A 24,219-nucleotide genomic window follows, 5' to 3' on the forward strand; every position below is an offset into this window, starting at 1 on the left:
AAATACCTTGCGAAGGTACTCTTTATGAAACAAATTCTTGTTATACAGAACAAACGAATTGGCGACGTGCTCATAAGCTCTGTACTTGCCAATAACCTAAAGAAACGCTTCCCAGAGAGCCATATCACCTACCTTGTGTACCCCTATACGACTGGGGTACTGGAACACAATCCGAATATAGACCACATTTGGACCGTGGAGGAACAATGGCTAAAAAAACTGCCCAACCTGTTGCGGATGATAGCGCGTGTGCGCCGCAAGAAATATGATATTATCTTCGATCCCTACGCCAAGTTCCAGAGCAGGATGCTGTGTTATTTTTCGGGTGCCGAATACCGGATTGGTTTTAAGCGGCCGGGAAAAAAACTGAAGCTTCCGTTCTATTCACATCCCATTCATTTTATTCCGAAGAAGACACAGTTTTGCGGTAAAGCTATTGAGAATAGACTGAACCTACTGAATTCGGTATTCCCCATGGAAACTATGGACGATACGCCCAAGATTTATGTAACCGGCGAAGAAGCGCAGTACGACAAAATCGAGCACCTACATCGACCCGTCATTATGTTGGGTGTTTTGGGCAGTACCCCACAAAAATCAATGCCCTACGAATATATAGCGAAACTGATAGATTTTATTGCCAAAAATTACAATGCATCCCTCCTTTTCAATTACGCACCTTACCAAAAAACCGAGGCGCAGGCTATTTACGAACTGTGTGAGCATAAGGAACATATACATCTGGACATCTATGAGGACAGCATTCGTGGTTTTATTAACTTGATGAGCCAATGCGACCTGCTCATTTCCAACGAGGGCGGCAGCGTACACATTGCAAAGGCACTGGACAAGCCCACGTTTACCATCTATTCGCCCTATATTGAAAAAGAAGATTGGAACAGTTTTGAGGATGGGGTGAAACATCAATCGGTCCACTTGCTGGATTTTAAGCCCGAACTGTACAGTAGCTTTACCCGTGAAGAACGAAAAGCCATTGAGGCAGACCCTTCCAAAATGTATCACGAATTGACACCAGAACTGATTCTAACAAAGCTGAAGCCCTATCTGCAACATCACTTACAAAAATGATCCCACTATGAATATCTTGGATAAATTTCACCACTGGCGCCGCCGCAGACGATGGAACAAACAGTACCGAAGCGGGCGTTGGAAAAGCCTAAAAAGTGATTTGGAGGCGAGCCGTTATTTTAAGATCAAGCAGGATCTAGAAGCTTTTGCTCCTAAAAACCCAAGTATTTTGGATATAGGATGTGGCGACGGGGTGCTGAACGAACGTTTGGGCGATTTTGAGTTTTCGTATTTTCTGGGGGTCGATTTTTCTTCGGAATCTATTAAGCAGGCACAGGGAAAAAACTTACCCAAGTCCGAGTTTGAGCACTGTGACGTGCTGCATTTTGTACCCGAGCAAACTTTTGATGCTATTATATTCAACGAATCGTTCTACTATATCCCCGATACTGAGAAATCCCGAGTACTACAACTGTTGCTGGACCATCTCTCACCTGAGGGAGTGCTCATCGTTTCCATATTCAGGGACGGTCCAGGCTGTTGGGAATACTTCAAGGAACACCCCAACCTAAAAGAATTGGATCATGAGACCATCACTACCTCCAAGGAAATGACGTACTGGAAGATTGGAGCGTATAAATGTAGCCGGTAGTCTTTAGTCTTTGGACGGTATTTTTAGTAAGTATAAAAAACATACTGCCACTGGTCACTGCTAACTGTCTTACTTATCCTCTCCCTTTACGATCCCGTGCTCCGTCCATTTTTTCTTTTGGTCCCTTACTTCCTTTCTAATGGCAAGGTTACGGTCTAGGGATTCCTTGGTTTTGTAACCACGGGCGTGGTCCAGGTGCAATACAATGGCCTTGTGGCGGATTTGTTTGGGTTTGAGTCCGTAATTTTCCAAACGTTCGCCCAGCTCGCGGTCGGGACCCCCGTATTGCATACGTTCGTCGTAACCATTGATGGCAATGAGGTCTTCTTTCCAAGCACTACTATTACAGTTGTTAAAGCTAGCATTTGTGGGGGTTATAAAATCGAGAATGCTCGCCACGGTGTTGCCACTGTTCAATTTTAACGCTTGGGTTCCTTTAAGTTTGTCGTGTTGTTTTAACCAAGAGACGTCAAAGGCGTTTTCGGTCTTAATAGCCTCGTCGTCAATGGCCTCACTGGTTTTCATAGGCAACTTGCAGTACCCACCGGAAAGGAAATAGCCCTCTTCGGCATATTTTGCGTGTACCTCCACAAAATCCTTTCTAGGGATGCAATCGCCATCGGTGAACAAAATATAGGGTTTATCTGCTTCGGTAATAGCGATGTTCAAGATACGCTGGCGGCGGTACCCATCGTCCTCGTGCCATATATGGCGCAATGGTACGGGGTAATCTGCCTTAAAAGAATCTATCAATTCCTTGGTGGCGGGACGCGAGCCATCGTCTGCTACGAGTACCTCAAAATTATTGTAGGTTTGGTATTTGTAGCCCTCCAGCACCTTTTGCAACCATTCCTCCTTGTTGTAGGTACTCACTATTACGGTAATGCCTAGATTGTTCAAGTTTCTTATGTTTTAAAATAGGTTACAAAGGTACAAACTTTAGAGGGAGCATGTAAATTTTGGTATCTTTGGACCGTGCCAACACTCGCCGTCATTATGCCAACCCTGAACGAAGAAGCCTACGTGGAGGCTGCGCTTCGGTCTGTACGATTTGCAAATGAGATTATCGTGGTGGACTCCTTCAGCACAGATGATACGCCAGCGATTGCCAAAAAGTATGCTACCACCTTCCTGCAGCGGAAATTCGATAACTTCTCAAACCAAAAAAACTACGCCCTGGAACGCGCCAAGACCGACTGGGTTCTTTTCCTGGATGCGGACGAACGGATTACCTATCCCTTACAACAGGAAATACTAGCAGCTATGGAGAGCGGCACACACGGCGGCTACAAATTGAACTTCCCCCACTTTTATATGAACCGTTTTCTCTACCACCACAGCAATGATGTGCTACGCTTGGTAAAACGAAAAGGCGCTAGCTACCAAGGTTTGGTACACGAAAAACTTACTTGTGATGGTACCGTCGGGCAATTAAAAAATCCTGTGCTTCACTTTACATACAAAGGATTAGAACATTTCCTGAACAAGAAGGAAAGCTATGCATGGTTCCAGGCCGAGCAACTACAAAAGAAAGGCAAACGCACCACTTGGGGACATCTGTTCTTTAAGCCTACGTGGCGGTTCTTTAGCTCCTATATCTTCAAGGGAGGATTTCGGGACGGTATCCCGGGACTGACCATTGCGGCCAATAATGCCTACGGGGTGTTTCAGCGGTATGTGAAGTTGTTGTTGTTAAACAAGGGAATGAGATAAAGGTTCCAGGAAATACGTTAAAACAGTTTGCCGAATTTTAATTTCCGTTTGAATTTCAAGAGCGACCACTCCCCCTTCACATCTATACGGTTGATCTCGAATGGATTATGGAAAGGATATTTTTCAATCCTATTGCCAATGCGTAGGGCAAGTTGGAAACCATTTTCTTTCAGTTGCTGAAAGAACTGCTCTTTCTCGGGGTCCTTTCGGGGGAATTTTCCGTAGGGATAGGCAAGTACTTTTGTAAAATTCAGATTTTCTTCTGAAACTTTTTGGAAACACGTTTGGGTATCGGTTTCAACTTCTGAGGCTGATAGCGCATCGTAATTTCTATGCTGAAAACTATGATAGGCCAGCTCGATGGTTTCGGGCGGTAACGAGCGTAATTGCTGGGCGGTCATAATAGGTATTTCTCCATTATTCCATTGGTCACTTTTCCCCAAATATGCTAAAGGGATGAAAAACGTTGCTTTCAATTTGTATTTCTGGAGAATGGGCACCGCAAATTCCAATTGGTCCACGTAGCCATCATCAAAGGTAATGATACAGTTGTTGCCCCCTAAAAGTGTTCCAGCAGCTAAAATTTCAGCAAAATGATGCGTGCGGTATCCCTTGGATGCCAAATGTTTACACTGTGCCTCGAAGTCCTTTGCGTTTACGTGCAGCCCCTCCCCTTTTTTGGGAGAGATGTCGTGGTACATCAATATAGGGAGTTTTGCCATGGGTTGTGGGTGCAGTACTTCGGTAAAATTAGTATTTTTACCCAAACTACCACCCACTCTTGGAGCATACCGTAAAAATTTCGGCGCTTGCCATTACCTTGAACGAAGCAAATAACATGGACACCTTTGTGCAGGGCCTCTCCTTTGCCGATGAAATTATTATCGTAGATTCCTTCAGTAGTGATGAAACGGTGGCAAAAGCCAAGCAATACAGCAACGTTACTGTTTACGAGCGGGAATTCGACAACTTTTCGGCACAAAAGAACTTTGCAATTTCCAAGGCAAAAAACGATTGGGTCGTGTTTTTTGACCTGGATGAGGAAGTGACACCACAACTTGCCGAAGAGATCACCAACTCCCTTAAAGATCCAAGTGCCATTGCTTATTTTGTAAAGCGTGATTTCTACTTTATGGGGAAAAAGATAAAGTACAGTGGGTTGCAGAACGATTGGGTGATCCGGGTCTTCAACAAGGGCCACTGCCAGTACAACAAGAATTTGGTGCACGAAACCCTAGAAGCCAATGGACCTACAGCAAAACTTAAGGCGACACTCCCACACCATACCTACAAAAGCTTTGACGACTACACTGCAAAAATGCACCGCTATAGTGCGTTGCAGGCAAAAATGCTGTACAAGAAAAAAAAGAAACCTACGTTGTACCATTTTCTGTTCAGGCCTTTGTACAGGTTTTGGCACCAGTTTTTGATACGCTTGGGAATCTTGGACGGCAAGGAAGGCTTTATCCTGGCGTATGTGAGTGCGTTTTCAGTGTTTAAGCGCTATGTAAATCTCTGGTTGTTATACCGAAAAATAGACTGATATGAAACATATCTTTTTGGAAGCGCACAACCTAAAGAACAAATTTTCTGGCTTTGGGCAGTTCAATTACCACCTCATCAAAGGCCTTGCACAGCAGGATTTGAGTGGATTGGACCTTACATTGAACGTAAAAGACATTTCAGGATTGAAAGATGAATTTGGCAACACCTTCAGCTATAAGAAATACAAGAGCATTACCCGCCACAAGCCATTCCGCATCAAGAAAAAGTACGATCTGTGGCATTGCCTGAACCAAAATATTAAAGTAGAGCCCTTTTATAAGATTCCGTATCTGTTAACGGTACACGACATCCACTTTGTTACCGAAGGTTCCGAGGGCCTGCAGGCCAAACTCCGCAAACAATTTGAAAAAAAACTGAAACGCGCCACCGCCATCACCTATATCTCGGAATTTGCCAAAAAGGATGTCCACGACCATTTTGAAGTACCCGAAGTGCCAGAGCATGTAATCTATAACGGAAACACGATTACCAATACTTCGGTGCCTGAAAGCTTTAGCCCTAATATGGTTCCAAAACAGCCATATTTGTTCTCCATTGGCGATTTCAGTGAGCGGAAAAATTTTAAGAGCTTGGTGGAGATGCTTCGGTTTTTACCCGAGTACAACCTTGTACTTTCCGGTAACGATACTACTTTATATGCAGAGGGGCTACGGGAGCTTGTAGCAAAACATAGCCTGAACGATCGTGTTTTTATTACTGGAAAGATAGGTGACACTGAAAAAAACTACTATCTTCAAAACTGCGAGGCTTTTGTGTTTCCGTCCTTACGTGAAGGTTTTGGCATTCCGCCCATAGAGGCGATGCGCTTTGGAAAACCTGTGTTTTTGTCCAACAATACTTCCTTGCCTGAGATTGGAGGCGAGCAAAGCTTTTATTGGGACCATTACGAACCTGAATACATGGCCAGCATAGTAACAGATGGTCTAGAAACTTTCTACGCCCACCAAAATGCGTACGAAAATTGGTATGTGGCGCGTGCCCAGAGTTTTAATTGGGAAACAACCGCCAAGCGGTATTTAAAAATATATAGATCGCTTTTATAACGAAAAGACCGGTTGCACCCAGTTTTCAACACGGTATGGTGCTAGAATTTCTTCAGGTATTTCGAGGTACGGTGTGTTCACGAAGGTTTCGGGAATTTCAATGTTGTCTTCGTCTATCACAAGGATATTTTCGGGACGATAAAAATCGTAGTTCACAATATCCCTGTTTGTGGTAATTAGCTTTTTACGTTGCCCCAAAGCTTCAAAAATCCTGAAAGAAAGCCCTATCTGCTCGGCACGTTGGATTTCCACAACAATGCTACAATTTGAAATAAGCTCCGCAACCTCCTCACTGGATTTTTGGGTAGTAATAAGGGTTACGTGTTCCACGGGCATTGGGCTGCCGTTGTACACCAATATCTTTCTGGACCATCCCTTGCTATCTATATGCGCCGCTAGTCTTTCCAGGATGGGCAACCTATAATCGTTGGTGGAAATATTGAAGAATTGATACGTAGCCGGTATGTCCTCTTTAGCTTCGTGAAAAATATAATTGGTCAAAAATTGAAGATGGTACTGCTCTACGTCTTCTTTATCGTAACTATATAACACATCAAAAAAAGGAAGGATCTCTACCTTACGGGGAAACCGCCGGGTGCTGTCCCAATAGTAAGCCCTTAAATCGATTGTATAGGTTTTAATGGTCTTTAAGGTAGCGGTATCCAACACATCGGGGCGGATCATAAAAATAATATCCTGAGGACCGATGTATTTCAATATTTTCAGTATTCGTTTTGATACGAAGGTTTTTTTCAGGTTTTTGTCCAGCAATATTTTTGAGAACACATTCTGCAAGCGGTGCAAGCTGTTTTTGTACTGAAAAGCGGGATTGTCCAGGTAGATAATCGTGGGAGTTACTCCATTGTAGGATTTCAAAGCACGGAAGATGTGCGTTGTGTACCCAAAAGCATACGGAGCGATAATGGTGATTTTCTTTTCAGTCATTGCTTTGTTTTGACCTACACCACAATACCCAAACCGTTACAGTTAGGATAATTATACACACGTTTACCTGTAGCCTTGGCAATATCTATTACGGCACGTCGTACCTCTGGGAAGCTTTCGGTGTCATGGAAAATGGTACAGGTACTATGCTGTGCTGCCCAAAGACCACACTCGTAGGTTTCGGCATAATTGTGCACAATATCTACATGGGAAAAATCGTAGGTGCTATCGTCTTTTTTGATCCAGTCCTTGTAATCGGCTTTCACTAAAGTAATATTCTCAAAGTCTTGTAGTCGTTCTTTGGTTTCTTGGTAATGGTCACCTTTAAAATCGGTATGCTCATCGCCCACAAAGATATCTACTCCCGTAACTTTCTTGAAATAATTGGAAAACACTACCGAAGAATACCCAAATTCCACCCCAAACTCTATACAGCGCTCCCTGCCAATGTTGAAGGTATCGAGGATATCCTCTACAATCTCTTCCAGTCCTGCCCAGGCGGTTACCACCTCTATCATATTTTCGGGTTTTGAGTATTTTTTGGGTTGGTAGGTAGGCATTGGCAATCGCTTGTGCAACCGATATTTTTTGAATTTTGAACGTAGACCCATAGTGTATTGTATATTTGACAAATGTAACAAAACATACGCAGCATGCTAGATGTAGCCGTTATATTGATAAACTACAACACCGCCAAGTACACCCTGCAGAGCATTGAAAAGGTTAGGGAACATACGGGTGCAGACACTACCTGCCAGATTATTGTGGTGGATAATTGTTCGCAAATAGCTGACTATGAACACTTAAAAAAGCATTTCCCACAGCACCCCAACATCTCTTTATACCGTACCCCAAAAAATCTAGGTTTTGGTGGTGGGAATATGTACGGGGCGCACTATGCCAAGGCCTCTTATCTATTGTTTCTGAACAACGACGCCTTTTTACAGAACGATTGCCTCGGCATCCTAAAAACCTACATGGAAAACCAACCAAAAGCAGGTGTGACCACTGCGCAGAATTATGATGAACACGGTGCTTTTGTTCCTTCTTTTGACCATAATAAAGGGCTTCGTAGGTTGCTCTTTGGCCGTGGCTTTTTGGAAGCAACACACCCAAAACGCTATCCAAAACGGAACAGAGAGTACACCCAACCCATAACGGTAGATTGGGTAAACGGTGCCTTTCTTTTTTTCAGGACAGAAATTTTTAGGGCCATTGGAGGGTTCGACACCAACATTTTTTTATACTGGGAAGAAATGGATCTCTGTGAAAGACTGCGGAATGAAGGATATACAGCCGTACTGGTTCCCCAAGCAAAGATCACGCACATACAGGGAGCGAGTATTGGCAGTTCAAAAGCCATTAATAAAGAGAGCTATATTTCGTATCTCTATGTTGTGAAGAAGCATTTTGGGATATTTAAATACGAGCTCATAAAACGATATCTAAGCCTGTTGTTCCTACTGAAAAAAAAGAAACGTTACCTACGTCCCACTATTATAAACGACAATAGAATGGAGCATTCACTGCGACACAAACAAGAAGAAAAAAATCTATGAAGACCGAAATTGAAAATGCACTAAACACCCTGAAACGTGGCGGACTCATCCTTTATCCTACCGATACCGTTTGGGGAATTGGCTGCGATGCCACCAATGCAGAAGCTATTGATAAAATTTACAAACTGAAACAACGCGTAGAGAGCAAAAGCATGATCTGTTTGGTTTCAGATTTTAAGATGCTCAACCAGTTTGTGGAGGAAATACCCGAAGTAGCTTACGACATCCTGAAATACGCCGCAAAACCCACCACGATTATCTACGACGACCCCATTAGGATAGCAACCAATATCATTGCCGAGGACAATTCGCTCGCCATTCGAGTGGTGAAGGATGATTTTTGTAAAACCTTGGTACGTAAATTCAGGAAACCCATTGTATCCACCTCTGCCAACCTGAGCGGAAGAGCCACGCCCCGTACTTTTGCTGAAATTTCCGAAGAAATTAAAAACGGTGTGGACTATGTAGTGAACCACAACCAAAAGGCAAAAAACAGCAAACCTTCAGCCATCATCAAATTAACGCTGGACGGTAGCGTAACCGTTATAAGGGAATAAACATCCCGCTTCTTATGTTGCCAAAAGTATAGCTGTGTTGTATCTTTGCAAAAGCAAATTTTTTCTATGCAACCCAATTATAAAAACGCTCTTTCCAACCCTATTTTTGGTGTTATTTCCAAAGCTGCCAAAGAGCTTCAATTAGAGACCTATGTAATTGGCGGTTATGTGCGGGACTATATCTTACAGCGTGGCATTGCAAAGGACATAGATGTGGTTGCAGTGGGCAGTGGGATTGCCCTTGCCAAAAAAGTCTCGGCATTGTTGCCCGGTAACCCGAAAGTTTCAATTTTTAAGACCTACGGTACGGCTATGCTCAAGTCTGGCGGAATAGAGCTGGAATTCGTAGGGGCCAGAAAGGAATCCTATTCAGAAAACAGCAGGAATCCCTCTGTTGAAAACGGAACCCTCCAGGACGACCAAAACCGAAGGGATTTTACCATAAACGCACTCGCTCTCAGTTTGAACGATGCTACCTTCGGAGATTTGTTGGACCCCTTTGAGGGTGTTGAGGATCTTCAGAAAAAAATAATACGCACCCCGCTGGATCCAGATATTACCTATAGTGACGATCCGTTGCGAATGTTGCGGGCCATACGTTTTGCAACACAGTTGGATTTCAAGATTGAAAAAGATTCGCTCAACGCTATTTCCCGTAATGCAGACCGTATCAAGATCATATCCAAGGAGCGCATCGTGGACGAGATACACAAGATATTGATGGCTCCCCAGCCCTCCAAGGGATTTGCGCTGTTGCACAAAACCAAACTGCTGAAATATATCTTCCCAGAACTGGTAGCCCTACAAGGCATAGAAGAAAAAGAGGGACAACGACACAAAGACAACTTTTGGCACACCCTTGAAGTAGTAGATAATATTGCTGAAACGACCGATAACCTCTGGTTGCGTTGGGCTGCCCTGTTGCATGATATAGGCAAGGCCCCTACCAAACGTTTTGACAAAAAGATAGGCTGGACCTTCCACGGGCACGAGTTTGTGGGTAGTAAAATGGTGTATAAGCTCTTTAAGCGACTAAAGATGCCCTTGAACGACAAGATGAAATTTGTCCAAAAAATGGTCTTGATGAGCTCCCGCCCCATTGCACTGGCAAACGATGTAACCGATAGTGCGGTGCGACGATTGGTGTTTGATGCTGGCGATTATATTGAGGATCTTATGACCCTTTGTGAGGCCGATATCACCACGAAAAACCCTAAGAAATTCAGGAAATACCATAACAATTTCCAGAAAGTACGAGACAAGATTGTTGAAGTAGAAGAACGTGACAAAATACGGAATTTCCAGCCCCCCGTAAGTGGCGAGGAGATTATGGAAACCTTTAATTTGAAGCCGTCGCGGGAAATAGGGATTATAAAAGATGCCATAAAGGAAGCCATCTTGGAAGGCGAGATACCCAACGAGTATGAGGCTGCACAACAATATATGCTGAAAAAAGGAAAAGAAATAGGTTTAACCCCCGCCGTATGAAAGACAACAAAAAAGTAATCTACTGGTTACTCACGGGCTGTACCCTCATCTTTATCATGGTTGTGGTAGGCGGAATTACCAGGTTGACACATTCGGGCTTGTCCATTTCAAATTACAAATTGATTTCTGGTACACTTCCCCCTATGAGCCAAACCGAATGGCAGGCCGCCTTCGACCTTTACAAACAATACCCAGAATACCAAAAACTTAACTACAATTTTACCTTAGAGGATTTCAAGGATATTTATTTCTGGGAATGGTTGCACCGTGTTATCGGGAGGTTTATTGGAGTGGTTTTCATTATTCCTTTTCTGTATTTTCTGCTAAAAAGACAGCTCACCAAACCCACGATAAAAAAATGTATCATTCTTCTAATTTTAGGTGGTTTCCAAGGTTTTTTGGGCTGGTATATGGTAAAGAGCGGCTTGGTGGACCGGCCAGATGTGAGCCATTACCGCTTGGCCATGCATTTGACCACTGCATTTATCACCTTTGCCTATACCCTTTGGGTAGCGCTGGACCTGTGGTTCCCTGAAAGAAAGGAAGTGAATATCTCCTTTAGGAATCTGTTGCGTGTTGGGCTGGTTGTATTGTTAGTACAGATTATATGGGGGGCCTTTGTGGCGGGGCTGGACGCTGGTTGGATACACAACCACTGGCCCTTGATGAGCGATGGAAAATTGATACACGAAACCGTAACGCTAGAACAAAACCCCGTCTGGAAAAATTTTGTGGAAGGGAAGAGCGGCGTGCAGTTTATACATAGATATCTTGCGTATGTTGTGGTTGCTATAGTAGCAGTTATTTGGTATAAGGGTAGAAAGATAGCCCAAAACCGTTTGCAACATCAGGGGATTAACGTGTTGGTGTTTTTGGTGTTTGTACAGTTTGTTTTAGGAGTGTTCACGCTTATCCTACAAGTGCCCGTAGTTCTAGGGGTACTGCACCAAGTTGGGGCATTTTTCTTGTTGGCAGCGTTTACGTTTACGCTACACCGTTTTAGCAAATAAAATTCCCTTAGGTATCATTGTTCAAACAGTAGTACAACTACTTTTTTCATCTTTTTAACTCTCGCAAACTATCCCAGCATTTTTTAATATTTCCATCAATTGATCTGTTTCATATAACGTACCAAGAAAATAGGTAAAGTTGTCTTCATCTATAAATTTATAAAAACTCATAACAACTTCTTTTTCCTCACTTTTAGAGACCATCAGGAGAATTTCACCGTTGTTAGTTGTTATTGTTAAATCGCATAGGCTTGAGGCTCCGTGTAATCTTTTACCCTTTATTAAATCATTATTACTTAATATCCTAAAGGCTTTTTCCAGTCTATTTAAAATTATCGTATCTGATATTCTTCTATTCGTATCTTCTGAAGATATTGTTTTTAATTCAATATTCTCCAAGGGATAACTTAACTCAGATTTCTGTTCTTTAAAATTACAAGAAGTGAGAATTAGCAATATAACTATTATTCCTAATGATTTCATTGCTTAGAAACTCTTTAAAAAAATCTCATCTATAGTTAGTTGTTTGGGCACCTAGTTTAAAGGGACAACTACCGCACCCTCTGGTTTTGCAAAGACTGAAGCATCCAACTTTTGTGGAGAGACCGTCACTTTGCTGAACAACAAATCGTTACGCTCATCAGTTGGTTTCCCGTTCTCTACGTTGTACCAGGTGAGTTTTCTAGGCAGTTGTAGGCCATTGACCTCCTGCCAATCGTCGTATTTTATATAGCTCCATTTGTCGCTCTTTTCATCCTTGCCAAAAGTTACTGTATAACCCAACCATTCCATCTTGTGGGTATCGGGGTGGAAAAATAATTTATATTCATCTTCAGGGGAATCCCCTACTCCATTCTTGTAGCTTACCTTGATACCGTTGTATAACTTGCCATCCAGTTCGGTGGGTTCCATTTCAGAATACACAATACCATCGTCACTCAAAATAAAAGGCATGGCGTAAAAATAGAACATTAGGTTATGGTAAAAGCGCGCGTTGCCAGAATAGGCATCTTCTTCGTTTTCCAGTAGCCATACTTGGTTGCCATCGTACCCAATGGACCAGTCCTTGTGTTCAATTTTTGCCTTACGGTTCTTAAGATCTGTGGTGTGGGTCTCGGTACCATTTTTACCGTCCAGCTCAAAACAGAGGTTGTTCATGTGGTTCCATTGTTCCCAGCCACCGTGTGCTTCTAGCACGTTACCAAGTGTTTTGGGAAAGTTGGCCGTCTTGTTCTCGATTTTTGAAACTTTCACCTCATCGTGTATCACTACATCAGTTTCTTTTTCGGTATCGTTTTTACAGGCCACAAGTATTGAAATTGCCAGTAGGCCTAAGAGTGCTTTTTTCATGGTTGTTTGTTTAGTGGTATAAATGTAAAAAAGCTCCGCACCAAGTCGAAGCCTTTTTAGAAACCTTTATGAAGAAAGTTTTATTTTTTGATGACTTTTTTGGTCAACACTCCTTGCTGTGTAACTATTTTGACGAAATAGATGCCACTCCCCACTGCTGAAAGATCCATCACAGTGTTGGTTTCCCCAAACAATACGGGTGTTGTATTGATCAATTTTCCATCAAGACCATGCACCGAAATATGTTCCACAGTTGTGGTTGTATTCCAAATAATGCTCAGTTTGTTTTGGGTTGGATTTGGAGATAGGGTTACAGCCTGTGCCAAAAAGGAATTAGTACCAAGCACCACTTCTTCGTCCAGATAATCTGGTATGCCATTGTTGTTAGTGTCGTCATCGGTTGGGGAGCCGTTGTTGTTATAATCTTCTTGGGCGGTGAGGGTTCCGTCACCATCGTCATCGGTATCCTGAAAGTTTGGTAGGTCATCGCCATCGGTATCATCATCGGTTAGATCCCCGTTGTTGTTTACATCTTCTATTACATCAGGAAGGCCGTCGTTGTCGGTGTCCGTAAGTCCTGGACCATCGGTCGCGATAAGAAAATTTCTTATTGCAAAGCACCCAGTGTTTCCGTTTTGTACAGCCGTATAAATTATCTCAGGATTTGATGAATTTTCATAATTTTCTGTATTCACAATATAGTTTGTTAGATTACTAGCATCTGCAAAAGTTTGGAAATAAAAAATATTTGGGCTCGGAATGTTATCACTTAGAATTTCATCATTTTCAGTAAGATCAAAAACCGCAAAACCATCACCGTCTCCATCAAATACATACAGATTGAATGGATCATTTGGATTTGGAAGTGGTAATACTACCAGTTCTAATTGGACAATCTGAAAGCAAGAACTATTAACATTTTCTACCCGCGCATAAATAATTTGTGAGTACGGGACAATATTCGCGTATGGAGATGACAGCATGTTTGTGCCATTCTCTGCATCGGCCATAGTCTCATGATAGGATACTGAAGGTGAGGGATCACCATTGACAATTTCCGCACTCTTACTGTGTAAATCAAAAGCAGCAAAACCATCATAATCGTCATCACAAACTTCCAAGGGAGTGGGCGTTATGGCGGTTGGCAAATTATTTACAACTAAGCTAAAGTTGGTAGTGTCAAAATCTCCATTACCTACATTCTCAACACGGGCATAAACAGTTTGCGGATTGATTGTATTTAAATATGCGGTTTGAGCTACAATTGCGTTTGAACCGATAGTGGCCTCAGCCTGAGTTTCATAGAAGGTAACTGAATAGGCAGCAGGGTTTTGGGCCCCTAATATTTCAGGAATATTTACCGTTAAATCGAATGCTTCAATTTCATCACCAGAGTTATTGTAATCACAAAGCATTAGGTCACTGGCCTGATTCGCAGTAGCCTGCCCCAACGCAATAGCACTCGTTGTTAATAATAGAAGGGAAAGTAAAAGTGTTCTCATCGTGATGATTTTCAACAAATATAAAAGTTCTCTTTCTAATACTGCACTTTACCCAACACTTTCAATTCTATATCTTTGCTGTATGCACAAAACCATAAGCAGCACCCAAAATACACTGGTAAAACAAGTTGCCAAACTATCCTCTACCTCCCGGGAACGCAAAAGGACAGGTTTGTTCGTTATTGAGGGCGAACGCGAAATATCTCTGGCCAAAAAGGGCGGTTACATTTTTGAAACGCTTTTGTTCTGTGCTGAAATTTTTAAGGGCGACCCAAAAAGTTTTGCTGCTGAAGATACCGAGATCGTTCAAATTTCTGAGGAAGTCTATCAAAAATTGGCCTATCGCACCACCACCGAAGGTATCTTGGCGGTGGCCGAAGCCAAGGAACTTTCAGTAAACAATTTAAAGTTTCAGCGAGACAATCCTCTACTGCTAGTAGCCGAAGCTCCCGAAAAACCAGGAAACATAGGTGCACTGCTACGTACGGCAGATGCTGCGAACCTCGATGGCGTACTCATTGCCAATCCCAGGACCGATGTGTACAATCCCAATATTATACGTAGTAGCGTGGGATGCGTGTTTACCAACCAATTGGCAACAGGAACAACGGCAGAGATCATTTCATTTTTAAAGGAAAAAAATATAGCCTTTTACAGTGCTACGCTACAGGACAGTAAACCGTATCACGAATGTAACTTTACCATGGCAACAGCACTTGTCGTGGGAACCGAGGCGACAGGACTTTCGCAGGAATGGCGCACCGAGAGCACCCAGAACATCATCATCCCCATGCAGGGCGAAATAGATAGTATGAATGTTTCGGTAGCAGCGGGAATCCTTATATTTGAGGCGAAGAGACAACGCAATTTTTTGTAAAAAATGTAAATAACCAACTTCTTATCCAAAAAAACTGGAATTTAAATTTATGAACCCAACCACACTTTTTTATATCATTATTGCTATAATCGTTTTCAACTTTGTGGTGGATAAAATCTTGGGTAGCCTAAACGCAAAGCACTTTAACGATGCCCTCCCCCCAGAAATAGCTGATGTGTATGATGAGACGGAATACAAAAAGGCGCAACGGTACAAGAGAGAGAAATATCGTTTTGGGCTGTTAACTTCAACAATTTCGATAGTTGCTACCTTGTTGTTCTTTTTTCTAGACGGTTTTGAGATTGTAGATACGTGGGCGCGAAGTTTTTCGAGCAATTCCATAGTGATCGCACTACTATTTTTCGGCATCATAGTTTTTGCCAGTGATATCCTTGGGCTTCCCTTTAGTTACTATAACACCTTTGTTATTGAGGAAAAATACGGTTTCAACACAACCAATACAGCTACTTTTTTTCTGGACAAGATAAAAGGGTGGGCATTAATGGCTATAGTGGGTGGCGGCCTGCTGGCACTCATTGTTTGGTTTTATGAGGTTACGGGCGCTAATTTTTGGTTGTATGCTTGGGGAGCCGTAACAGTGTTCACCATATTTATGAATTTATTTTATGCCAGGCTCATCGTGCCGCTCTTCAACAAGCAGAGTCCGTTGGAAGAAGGCTCGTTGCGCAATAAGATTGAGGCCTATGCTAGTACGGTGCACTTTAACCTTGCCAATATTTTTGTGATAGACGGCAGCAAAAGAAGCACAAAGGCAAATGCTTATTTTTCGGGGTTTGGTCGCGAGAAACGTATTACATTGTACGATACTCTTATAAACGATCTGGAAGAAGAAGAAATCGTGGCCGTTCTTGCACACGAGGTTGGGCATTACAAACGGAAGCACATAATTTTTAATCTTTTGGTTTCAATATTGCTCACCGGATTTACATTCTGGCTACTGTCCTTGTTTGTTGGCAACGAAACACTTTCCTCAGCCTTGGGCGTTTCGCAGCCATCGTTCCACATAGGGCTAGTGGCCTTTGGGATTCTGTACACGCCCATATCTACCCTAACAGGTTTGTGCATGAACTTGCTTTCCAGAAAATTTGAATACCAAGCAGATCGTTTTGCAAAACAAACCTATGCTGGGGCGCCGTTGGTTTCAGCATTGAAGAAACTATCTAAAAACAGCTTGAGCAACCTTACTCCGCATCCTGCATACGTTTTTATGCACTATTCCCACCCCACCCTGTTACAGCGGTTTAGAAAGTTAGTATAAGCCAAAAGTATCAACTGCCATCGTGTAGTGTTAAATTAGTACCTTTAGACGTATGAAAAAGATAGTATTCTACATCACACTATGTATAGGGATTGTACACCAGGGCTATGCCTTTCAGGATAAAGAGAGTGACTCCACAGAAGTAAATAATGACAAGAACCTTCCTTCAAAAGATTATGTCATAAAAAATGAAGCACAATACGGCAATAATCCCTTTGACGATTACAATGAAGCCTTTTACCGTGTAGATAGGCTGAACGAACAAATTGGCTTGCCTCCTACAAATTTCAACTTAAGAACCCCGCAAGCAGTGCTGGAGCATTTTGTGATATCGGCCAGAAACGGGAAATACGAGGACGCCATACATGCCCTAAACCTAAATTTGATGCCCCTGAACCTAACCGAGGAACAGGCAATTGTTCTAGCAAAAAAGCTCTATTTTGTCATGAACCAACGGGTCACGGTAGACTGGGACGCACTTTCGGACAGACCCGATGGGCAAATAGACATTAGCACTACCACCAACCAGGCCATTGCAGGTAAGCCCAGACGCAGTGTGGTGTTTGGTGAAGTTGAAATAGACGGTCGTGATATTGTGTTACGGGTGCAGCGTATTCGTTACAAGGAATTTGGTGCGCTATGGCTCATCTCTGCCAATACTGTTGAAAATATTGAACCCTTGTACGAAGTGTATGGTCCCAAAAAAATGGACAGGATTATGCCGCAATGGGCCAATGTTCCCTTTCTGGGCATCTCATTGTGGAAACTTCTTGGAACACTACTCTTGGGGCTACTAGCCTACATTGTTATGCGCATAACCATTGTTGTGGCCCGTAAACTTTTTCTTAAAAGTGAAAAAGGTTGGATAAAGAACATAGCTAATAAATTGGCCAAACCAGCTGGGCTGTTAATAGGCACTCTCTTTTTTTACATTACGCTCAACGCACTAATATCACTCTCTGGAGCTTTTGCAAACTTTGTATATACCAGCCTTATAATTATGATAGTAGCATCTATTACCTGGTTTGTGACCAGAATGGTAGATTACCTCATGACCTATATTGCCGAAAACAAAGTGGGTGATATTTCTGAAGAAGAAAACGAAGAAGCCCGAAAGCTATTAACATACATATCGGTTGGCCGAAGGATAGTAACTTTCCTTATCGTAATTATTGGGGGCTATTTCATTATCTCCCAGTTCAGGGCTTTGGAAAAGGTGGGCATCTCTATTTTGGCATCTGCCGGAGTAGCGACCGTTATCTTGGGGATCGCTGCACAAAACACCTTGGGAAATATCTTTGCGGGGCTACAAATTGCTATCACTAGACCTGTAAAAGTGGGAGATACCGTAATAATTAACGACGATTGGGGCAACGTAGAGGAAATTGGTTTCACCTACTTGGTTATTCGCACTTGGGATTTGAGAAGATTGATAGTGCCATTAAAGTGGGTAATCTCAAACATTTTTGAAAATTGGTCCATGACAAGTTCCCATCAAATTAGACCCATAACCATTCACGCAGACTACAATTTAAATGTCCCCAAGGTCCGGGAAAAATTTGAAACCCTTGTTAAAGAGTCTGAAGATTGGGACGAGGACAACCCACCCATACTCGAGGTGGTTGATGTGACCGAAAAATCCATAAAACTCCGTGCCCTTTGTAGTGCAAAAGATGCCACCACTGCGTGGAAACTACACTGTAAATTAAGGGAGGAGCTGGTTGCTTATATCAGCAAACTTCAGGATGGGGCATATCTTAGCAAAAAACGGTTGGACATTAAGGACAAATCTTAGACAACCTTTAAGTGGAAAGATCTTCTTCACAAGTAATTTCTTGAAAATAATTTGAATATCTACCGTATAATCGTACATTTATTCTATGGCTGAAGAAGTGCTGGAATCCGAAAAAAAAGAGCTTGCCAAACAATACAAGCAACTCCTCAAAATTAGCTACCGAACCCTCTCGGCAGCCGATAAAAAACTCATACGCTCTGCCTTCGACGTTGCCGTAGACGCCCACAAGGACCAACGTAGGAAGAGTGGGGAAGCCTATGTGTTCCACCCTATTGCGGTTGCGAAGATTGTAGCCTCAGAAATTGGGCTGGATGCCACTTCCATAGCCGCGGCATTACTGCACGACGTTGTAGAGGATACAGATTATACCCTGGCAGACCTGGAACAACTCTTTGGCGAGACGGTCGCAAAAATTGTAGATGGGCTTACCAAAATATCCCAAATGCCATACGATGGCGATGTATCCCTACAGGCCGAAAACTTCAGGAAAATGCTACTTACCCTTAACGAGGATATAAGGGTAATCATCATAAAAATAGCCGATAGGTTGCACAACATGCAAACTATGGACAGCATGCCTTCCCACAAACAGGTAAAAATCGCTTCAGAAACCTTATACATCTATGCCCCTCTGGCACACAGGATCGGGCTATACAATATAAAGACTCAACTGGAAGATCTTGGCTTAAAATATACCGAACCAGAAGTATACAACGACATTTTAAGCAAGATCAAAGAAAGTAAGGAGGAACAAGATGCATATATCGAATCCTTCACGCAAGTAATAAAAGACTCCTTGGATGCCGAAAATCTAGAATACGAAATTAAGGGAAGACCTAAATCCATTTTTTCCATCCGCAGGAAGATGATTGCCCAAAACGTAAGCTTTGACGAGGTGTACGATAAATTTGCAGTACGTATTATCTACAAAAGCAACAATATTGAGGATGAAAAATTTATCGCTTGGAAAGTATACTCTATAGTGACTGATCACTTTAGACCCAACCCTACCCGTTTGCGTGATTGGATATCTTCGCCTAAATCTACCGGTTATGAGGCGCTGCATATCACCGTAATGGGGCCAAAGGGAAGGTGGGTGGAAGTGCAGATACGTAGCGAGCGTATGAACGAGATAGCCGAAAAAGGCTACGCAGCACACTTTAAGTACAAAACCAACGAAAAGGATGATGGACTGGAGGGCTGGCTCAACAAGCTTCAGGAGACTCTTGAAAACAGCGAGATAAGCGCAATAGATTTTGTGGAGGAATTTAAGCTGAATCTTTACGCCAAGGAAATTTTTGTATTCAGTCCTAAAGGGGATCTGTATTCGCTACCCAAAGGAGCCACGGCACTGGATTTTGCATTCCATATCCATACAGAGGTTGGTCTTAATACCCGCGGAACCAAGGTAAATGGTAAGTTAACCCCCCTTTCCCACGTGTTGAAGAGTGGCGATCAAGTAGAGATCATTACTTCTGAAAAAGCAAAACCCTCGGCAAACTGGCTGGATTATGCCACTACGGGTAAAGCCCGGAGCAAGATAAAATCGTCCCTTAAAGAGGAGCAAAAGCAAATAGCTTCAGAAGGCAAGGAAATCTTGGCCCGTAAACTGAAATCCTTAAAGATCACCTTGGACGAGCGTACCGTGAACCAGTTGGTACAGTTTTTCAAGTTGAAGACCAGTTTGGATCTGTTTTACCGTGTAGGGGCCGGCATTATAGACAACACCCAGTTAAAAGCTTTTGCGGCTTCGAGAAGCAATGCACTGGTAAGTTTCTTCAAAAATAAAATCAGGAAACCAGACAAACCGGCCGATGTTGATAAAGATGAAATTTCAGTAAAATACGATCAGTTGGTGTTTGGCAAGGACGAGCAACACTTGGATTACGTGCTTGCAAATTGTTGCAACCCCATCCCGGGCGATGATGTGTTCGGTTTTGTTACTGTGAACGACGGCATTAAGGTACATAAGCAAAACTGCCCTAATGCGCTTCAGCTCCAGAGTAACTATAGCTACCGTATTATGCCTGCAAAATGGATAGATTCTACCCAGCGGGAGTTCAAGGCACAACTAAAGATTTCAGGAATAGATGCAGTGGGGCTAGTGAATGAGGTAACAAAGGTGGTGAGCAACAACCTGCACATAGATATGAAGAAAGTCTATTTCGACTCGGATGATGGTATCTTCAACGGTGAGATTATAGTGGTGGTTAAAAACAAATCCATTCTTGATAACTTGGTTCAAAACCTGAAAAAAATAAACGGAATCGATAAAGTTACGAGAGTTTAAATAACTACATTTGCCCTTTGGTATGAGCGCATCTACAGAAAAAAATAATCAAGCTATCGTCAAGAATGTCTTTACGGGATTCTTGGAAGAGAAAGGGCACCGAAAAACGCCCGAACGCTTTGCGATCCTTCAGGAAATTTACGAGCAGGACGACCATTTCGATATTGAATCTTTGTATATCAATATGAAGAACAAAAACTATCGTGTGAGCCGTGCAACACTCTACAACACCATAGAATTGTTACTGGAATGTGGGCTGGTACGCAAGCACCAGTTTGGCCAAAACCAAGCACAGTACGAAAAGTCCTATTTCGATAAGCAGCACGACCACTTGATCCTTAACAATGGAGAGGTTATAGAATTTTGTGACCCGCGCATACAAACCATAAAAAAAACCATTGAAGAAGTGTTCGATGTAGAAATCACGAAACATTCACTCTACTTCTACGGAAACAGAAAAACGACCAATTAGACTATTATGGCAGTAGACTTACTACTAGGATTACAATGGGGAGACGAAGGTAAAGGAAAAATCGTCGACGTACTTACAAACAATTACAACATCATAGCTCGTTTTCAAGGAGGACCCAATGCTGGACACACCTTGGAGTTTGACGGTATAAAACACGTCTTGCACACCATACCCAGTGGTATCTTTCACGAAAACGCCATTAACATTGTAGGAAACGGAGTGGTTATAGACCCCGTTATCTTCAAAAAAGAATTGGATAATCTGGAAAAGTTTGATCTGGACTACAAGAAAAAGCTATTAATATCCAAAAAAGCGCACCTCATTTTACCAACCCATAGGTTGTTGGATGCCGCAAGTGAAACCGCTAAAGGAAAAGCTAAGATTGGTTCTACCCTAAAAGGGATTGGCCCAACGTATATGGACAAAACAGGCCGTAACGGAATAAGGGTTGGCGACCTGGAAATGGACAACTGGCAAGAAAAATACCGTGCCTTGGCAAACAAGCACGAGTCTATGATAGATTTTTACAATGTTGAAATTGAGTACGACCTTGCCGAACTGGAGCGAGAATTCTTTAAGGCTGTTGAAGTACTAAAAACACTAAAATTTATAGATAGCGAAGAATACCTCTACCAAGCCCAGAAAAACGGAAATTCAATTTTGGCCGAAGGTGCCCAAGGTTCGCTCTTGGATATAGATTTTGGAACATACCCCTTCGTAACCTCATCCAACACCACAGCCGCTGGAGCCTGTACCGGATTGGGAGTAGCACCTACACAGATTGGGGAAGTCTTCGGTATTTTTAAGGCGTACACAACCCGTGTGGGAAGTGGCCCCTTTCCTACCGAGTTATTTAACAGTTACGGAGAGACCATGGCAAGTGTGGGTAATGAGTTTGGAGCCACTACAGGCCGTCCCAGACGTTGCGGATGGCTGGATTTGGTCGCTCTAAAATATGCAGTGCGTATAAACGGCGTAACCCAACTTATGATGATGAAAGGTGACGTACTTAGTGGTTTCGATAAGCTAAAAGTATGCACCGCCTACAACTATAAAGGCGAAACCATAGAGCACCTACCCTACAATATTGAAGCAGAAAATGTAACCCCGGTCTATACCGAACTAAAAGGTTGGAAAGAAGACCTCACCAAAATGACCGAAGCTTCCCAATTCCCAAAGGAGCTGAACAACTACATCGCCTTTTTGGAGGAAGAATTGGAAGTGCCCATTAAAATAGTATCGGTAGGTCCGGATAGGAAGCAGACGATACATAGATAAAGGGTATCATTGTTGATATACTGAACAAAAACAAAATTGAAAGTAGACCTTACAATCCTGAAAGTTCCGAATGTCCGGTTGAGTACAGTTGGAACCCTTATTTTTTTGTTCTTTTTAGTCTTCTGTTCTTCACTCATAGCACAGTCCAACACCGAAAAACAAAAGGTTGATATAAAATCCGGCTATCTGGAAATTAAACCAGAGCTCCCGGATGCCGTAATCTATACCAAGGACGAAAACGGCCAGGTGTACGTGGTCCATGAAGGTGTTGAGATGTGGTGCGACCAAGCATATCTCTACCCGAAAGATAATTTTGTAAAAGCCTACGGCACCGTAAAGATCACCCAAGGCGATACGGTAACGATGAACAGTACCTATGCAGAGTACAACGGCAACACCAGCTTTGCATTTGCAAGTGGTGACGTAGTGCTAAAAGAACCCAAAACAACGCTCACTACAGACACCCTTTATTTCGACCGTGTAAAACAACAAGCCTACTACCGTACGGGCGGCAAAGTGGTGGATACCGCAAGCACCCTCACCAGCCGTATTGGCCGCTATTATGCCGAAAGTAAGAAATACCAGTTCCTTAGCGATGTTAAAATCGTAAACCCAAAATACACCGTAAACAGTGAGCAACTCGATTTTTATTCTGAAACGGGAGGCGCGTACCTATATGGGGAGTCCACAATTGTAAGCGAGACCAGCACCGTATATTGTGAACGGGGATATTACGATACCCGTGGCGATACTGGCTATTTTGTGAAAAATTCCAAAATAGACTACGAAAACCGAACCCTCTACGGAGACAGTATCTATTTTGATCGAAACAAGAGCTTCGCCTCTGCCACCAACAATATCAAGGTGTTGGACACCCTCAACAAAAGTATCGTCCGTGGCCACTATGCCGAAGTCTTTCGGGATAAGGATTCGGTTTTTATCACCAAACGTGCCGTGGCCGTGACCCTGCGGGACCAAGACTCTGTATACGTGCACGCCGATACCCTGCGCATCACCGGAAAACCCGAAAACAGAATATTAAAGGGTTTTTACAGGGCAAGGATGTTCAAATACGGTGCACCCGGCGAAGAACCCACCAGTGGGAAATGCGACTCTATTTATTCTTCAGAAAAATTAGGGATCACAAAGCTCTTGCGGGAACCTATTCTATGGAGTGGCGAAAACCAAATGACGGGCGATACCATCCACCTGCTATCCAACAAACAAACTGAAAAATTGGATACCTTAAAGGTCTTCAACAATTCATTTTTAGTACAAAAGGACAGTGTGGGATACAACCAGGTAAAGGGTGAACGGCTCATAGGGCTATTTACCAATAACGAATTGGACACAGTCTCCATCATCAAAAATGCCGAGGTGATCTACTACCCGAGGAACGATAAGGGTGAACTCATCGGCATCAACAATACCGTTTCCAGCGCTATTGAAATCTATATGAAAGAGCAGCGTATTACGGGTACAAAATTCATTAAAAAAGGGAAGGGGAAAATCTACCCAGAATCTGAATTGCCCGAGAACGCACGTATTTTAAAAGGCTTTGTATGGCGTGGCGACGAACGTTTGTTTACGGTAAACGATCTCTTTAAAGGAAAACCAAAACCGTTTCTCCCAAAAATTAAAGGTATCCCCCTCCCCGAAGATGAAGGCGAGTTCTTTGACGATATCCCCCTAGAAGAAATTGAACTCCCCGAAAGCTCAAAACTAAAACCCGAAGACCTCCAAAATCGCGAGGAAGACCCCAAGGCACGGACTAGGGAGGATGAGGATGAAGGTGAAGAATAAATCTACTTAAG

The 24,219-nt window shown here is 42.8% G+C and carries 23 protein-coding genes; 16 read left to right on the plus strand and 7 right to left on the minus strand.

The genetic code is table 11. From position 1 onward, the window contains the following. Positions 1-24 precede the first annotated feature (24 nt). Together C8D94_RS10510 and C8D94_RS10515 are read left to right on the plus strand one after the other, a co-directional pair. A complete protein-coding gene (locus C8D94_RS10510; RefSeq protein WP_115124046.1) occupies positions 25-1,089 on the plus strand; it encodes a glycosyltransferase family 9 protein in 1,065 nt (354 codons plus the stop codon). 7 nt (positions 1,090-1,096) lie between these two features. Beyond that, complete coding sequence (locus C8D94_RS10515; RefSeq protein ID WP_115123898.1) at positions 1,097-1,681, plus strand: class I SAM-dependent methyltransferase; 585 nt, start codon at positions 1,097-1,099, stop codon at positions 1,679-1,681. Positions 1,682-1,750: 69 nt separating this feature from the next. Here the strand turns inward: C8D94_RS10515 and C8D94_RS10520 are convergent, their stop codons facing one another. Further along, positions 1,751-2,581, minus strand: a complete 831-nt coding sequence (locus tag C8D94_RS10520; RefSeq protein ID WP_211308912.1) for a glycosyltransferase family 2 protein — start codon at positions 2,579-2,581, stop codon at positions 1,751-1,753. A gap of 96 nt (positions 2,582-2,677) precedes the next feature. On the opposite strand from C8D94_RS10520, the gene C8D94_RS10525 reads away from it, so the two are divergent. Next, positions 2,678-3,394, plus strand: a complete 717-nt coding sequence (locus tag C8D94_RS10525) for a glycosyltransferase family 2 protein (protein ID WP_245946272.1) — start codon at positions 2,678-2,680, stop codon at positions 3,392-3,394. A 17-nt stretch (positions 3,395-3,411) separates the two neighbouring features. Here the strand turns inward: C8D94_RS10525 and C8D94_RS10530 are convergent, their stop codons facing one another. Next, positions 3,412-4,116 (minus strand): polysaccharide deacetylase family protein, encoded by a 705-nt coding sequence (locus C8D94_RS10530; RefSeq protein WP_115124047.1) that lies wholly within the window; start codon positions 4,114-4,116, stop codon positions 3,412-3,414. A 59-nt stretch (positions 4,117-4,175) separates the two neighbouring features. On the opposite strand from C8D94_RS10530, the gene C8D94_RS10535 reads away from it, so the two are divergent. Beyond that, positions 4,176-4,937 (plus strand): glycosyltransferase family 2 protein, encoded by a 762-nt coding sequence (locus C8D94_RS10535; protein WP_115123901.1) that lies wholly within the window; start codon positions 4,176-4,178, stop codon positions 4,935-4,937. Between the two features lies 1 nt (position 4,938). Next, on the plus strand, positions 4,939-6,003 hold the full coding sequence (locus C8D94_RS10540) for a glycosyltransferase family 4 protein (RefSeq protein ID WP_115123902.1): 1,065 nt from the start codon (positions 4,939-4,941) through the stop codon (positions 6,001-6,003). Here C8D94_RS10540 and C8D94_RS10545 read toward each other — a convergent pair. Beyond that, positions 5,998-6,948, minus strand: a complete 951-nt coding sequence (locus tag C8D94_RS10545) for a hypothetical protein (RefSeq protein WP_115123903.1) — start codon at positions 6,946-6,948, stop codon at positions 5,998-6,000. The two genes, C8D94_RS10540 and C8D94_RS10545, sit on opposite strands and share 6 nt — an antisense overlap. 14 nt (positions 6,949-6,962) lie before the next feature. Then, on the minus strand, positions 6,963-7,559 hold the full coding sequence (locus tag C8D94_RS10550; protein ID WP_115123904.1) for a class I SAM-dependent methyltransferase: 597 nt from the start codon (positions 7,557-7,559) through the stop codon (positions 6,963-6,965). 42 nt (positions 7,560-7,601) lie between these two features. Between C8D94_RS10550 and C8D94_RS10555 the strand changes: the two genes are divergently transcribed. The 4 genes from C8D94_RS10555 (at position 7,602) to C8D94_RS10570 (ending at position 11,562) form a co-directional block, all read left to right on the plus strand. Next, a complete protein-coding gene (locus tag C8D94_RS10555; protein ID WP_115123905.1) occupies positions 7,602-8,507 on the plus strand; it encodes a glycosyltransferase family 2 protein in 906 nt (301 codons plus the stop codon). Continuing rightward, complete coding sequence (locus C8D94_RS10560; RefSeq protein WP_115123906.1) at positions 8,504-9,064, plus strand: L-threonylcarbamoyladenylate synthase; 561 nt, start codon at positions 8,504-8,506, stop codon at positions 9,062-9,064. Before C8D94_RS10555 ends, C8D94_RS10560 begins: the two co-directional genes overlap by 4 nt. Before the next feature lie 66 nt (positions 9,065-9,130). Further along, the gene (locus C8D94_RS10565; RefSeq protein WP_115123907.1) at positions 9,131-10,552 is read left to right on the plus strand and encodes a CCA tRNA nucleotidyltransferase; all 1,422 of its coding nucleotides are present in this window, start codon (positions 9,131-9,133) and stop codon (positions 10,550-10,552) included. After that, complete coding sequence (locus C8D94_RS10570) at positions 10,549-11,562, plus strand: COX15/CtaA family protein (protein WP_115123908.1); 1,014 nt, start codon at positions 10,549-10,551, stop codon at positions 11,560-11,562. Before C8D94_RS10565 ends, C8D94_RS10570 begins: the two co-directional genes overlap by 4 nt. A gap of 54 nt (positions 11,563-11,616) precedes the next feature. Here C8D94_RS10570 and C8D94_RS10575 read toward each other — a convergent pair whose 3' ends face one another. From C8D94_RS10575 to C8D94_RS10585, 3 genes are all read right to left on the minus strand, one after another. Continuing rightward, on the minus strand, positions 11,617-12,045 hold the full coding sequence (locus C8D94_RS10575) for a hypothetical protein (RefSeq protein ID WP_115123909.1): 429 nt from the start codon (positions 12,043-12,045) through the stop codon (positions 11,617-11,619). A gap of 51 nt (positions 12,046-12,096) precedes the next feature. Then, complete coding sequence (locus C8D94_RS10580) at positions 12,097-12,912, minus strand: DUF6503 family protein (RefSeq protein WP_211308913.1); 816 nt, start codon at positions 12,910-12,912, stop codon at positions 12,097-12,099. 80 nt (positions 12,913-12,992) lie between these two features. Next, positions 12,993-14,414: a T9SS type A sorting domain-containing protein gene (locus C8D94_RS10585; protein WP_115123910.1), complete on the minus strand. Its 1,422-nt coding sequence runs from the start codon at positions 14,412-14,414 to the stop codon at positions 12,993-12,995. Positions 14,415-14,496: 82 nt separating this feature from the next. On the opposite strand from C8D94_RS10585, the gene C8D94_RS10590 reads away from it, so the two are divergent. From C8D94_RS10590 to C8D94_RS10620, 7 genes are all read left to right on the plus strand, one after another. Continuing rightward, the gene (locus C8D94_RS10590) at positions 14,497-15,291 is read left to right on the plus strand and encodes a TrmH family RNA methyltransferase (protein WP_115123911.1); all 795 of its coding nucleotides are present in this window, start codon (positions 14,497-14,499) and stop codon (positions 15,289-15,291) included. Positions 15,292-15,340: 49 nt separating this feature from the next. Beyond that, entirely contained in the window at positions 15,341-16,570 is a 1,230-nt protein-coding gene (locus C8D94_RS10595) for a M48 family metallopeptidase (protein ID WP_115123912.1), read from the plus strand. 52 nt (positions 16,571-16,622) lie between these two features. After that, positions 16,623-18,365, plus strand: a complete 1,743-nt coding sequence (locus C8D94_RS10600; protein ID WP_115123913.1) for a mechanosensitive ion channel family protein — start codon at positions 16,623-16,625, stop codon at positions 18,363-18,365. Between the two features lie 85 nt (positions 18,366-18,450). Next, the gene (locus tag C8D94_RS10605; RefSeq protein WP_115123914.1) at positions 18,451-20,655 is read left to right on the plus strand and encodes a RelA/SpoT family protein; all 2,205 of its coding nucleotides are present in this window, start codon (positions 18,451-18,453) and stop codon (positions 20,653-20,655) included. A 22-nt stretch (positions 20,656-20,677) separates the two neighbouring features. Continuing rightward, positions 20,678-21,127: a Fur family transcriptional regulator gene (locus C8D94_RS10610; RefSeq protein WP_115123915.1), complete on the plus strand. Its 450-nt coding sequence runs from the start codon at positions 20,678-20,680 to the stop codon at positions 21,125-21,127. Positions 21,128-21,133: 6 nt separating this feature from the next. Beyond that, complete coding sequence (locus tag C8D94_RS10615) at positions 21,134-22,405, plus strand: adenylosuccinate synthase (RefSeq protein WP_115123916.1); 1,272 nt, start codon at positions 21,134-21,136, stop codon at positions 22,403-22,405. A gap of 36 nt (positions 22,406-22,441) precedes the next feature. After that, positions 22,442-24,208 carry an OstA-like protein gene (locus tag C8D94_RS10620; RefSeq protein ID WP_245946274.1) on the plus strand — a complete coding sequence of 589 codons (1,767 nt, stop codon included), beginning with the start codon at positions 22,442-22,444 and terminating at the stop codon, positions 24,206-24,208. The last annotated feature ends 11 nt before the right edge of the window (positions 24,209-24,219 follow it).

This window comes from Marinirhabdus gelatinilytica (genome assembly GCF_003353425.1).
Lineage (GTDB): Bacteria > Bacteroidota > Bacteroidia > Flavobacteriales > Flavobacteriaceae > Marinirhabdus > Marinirhabdus gelatinilytica.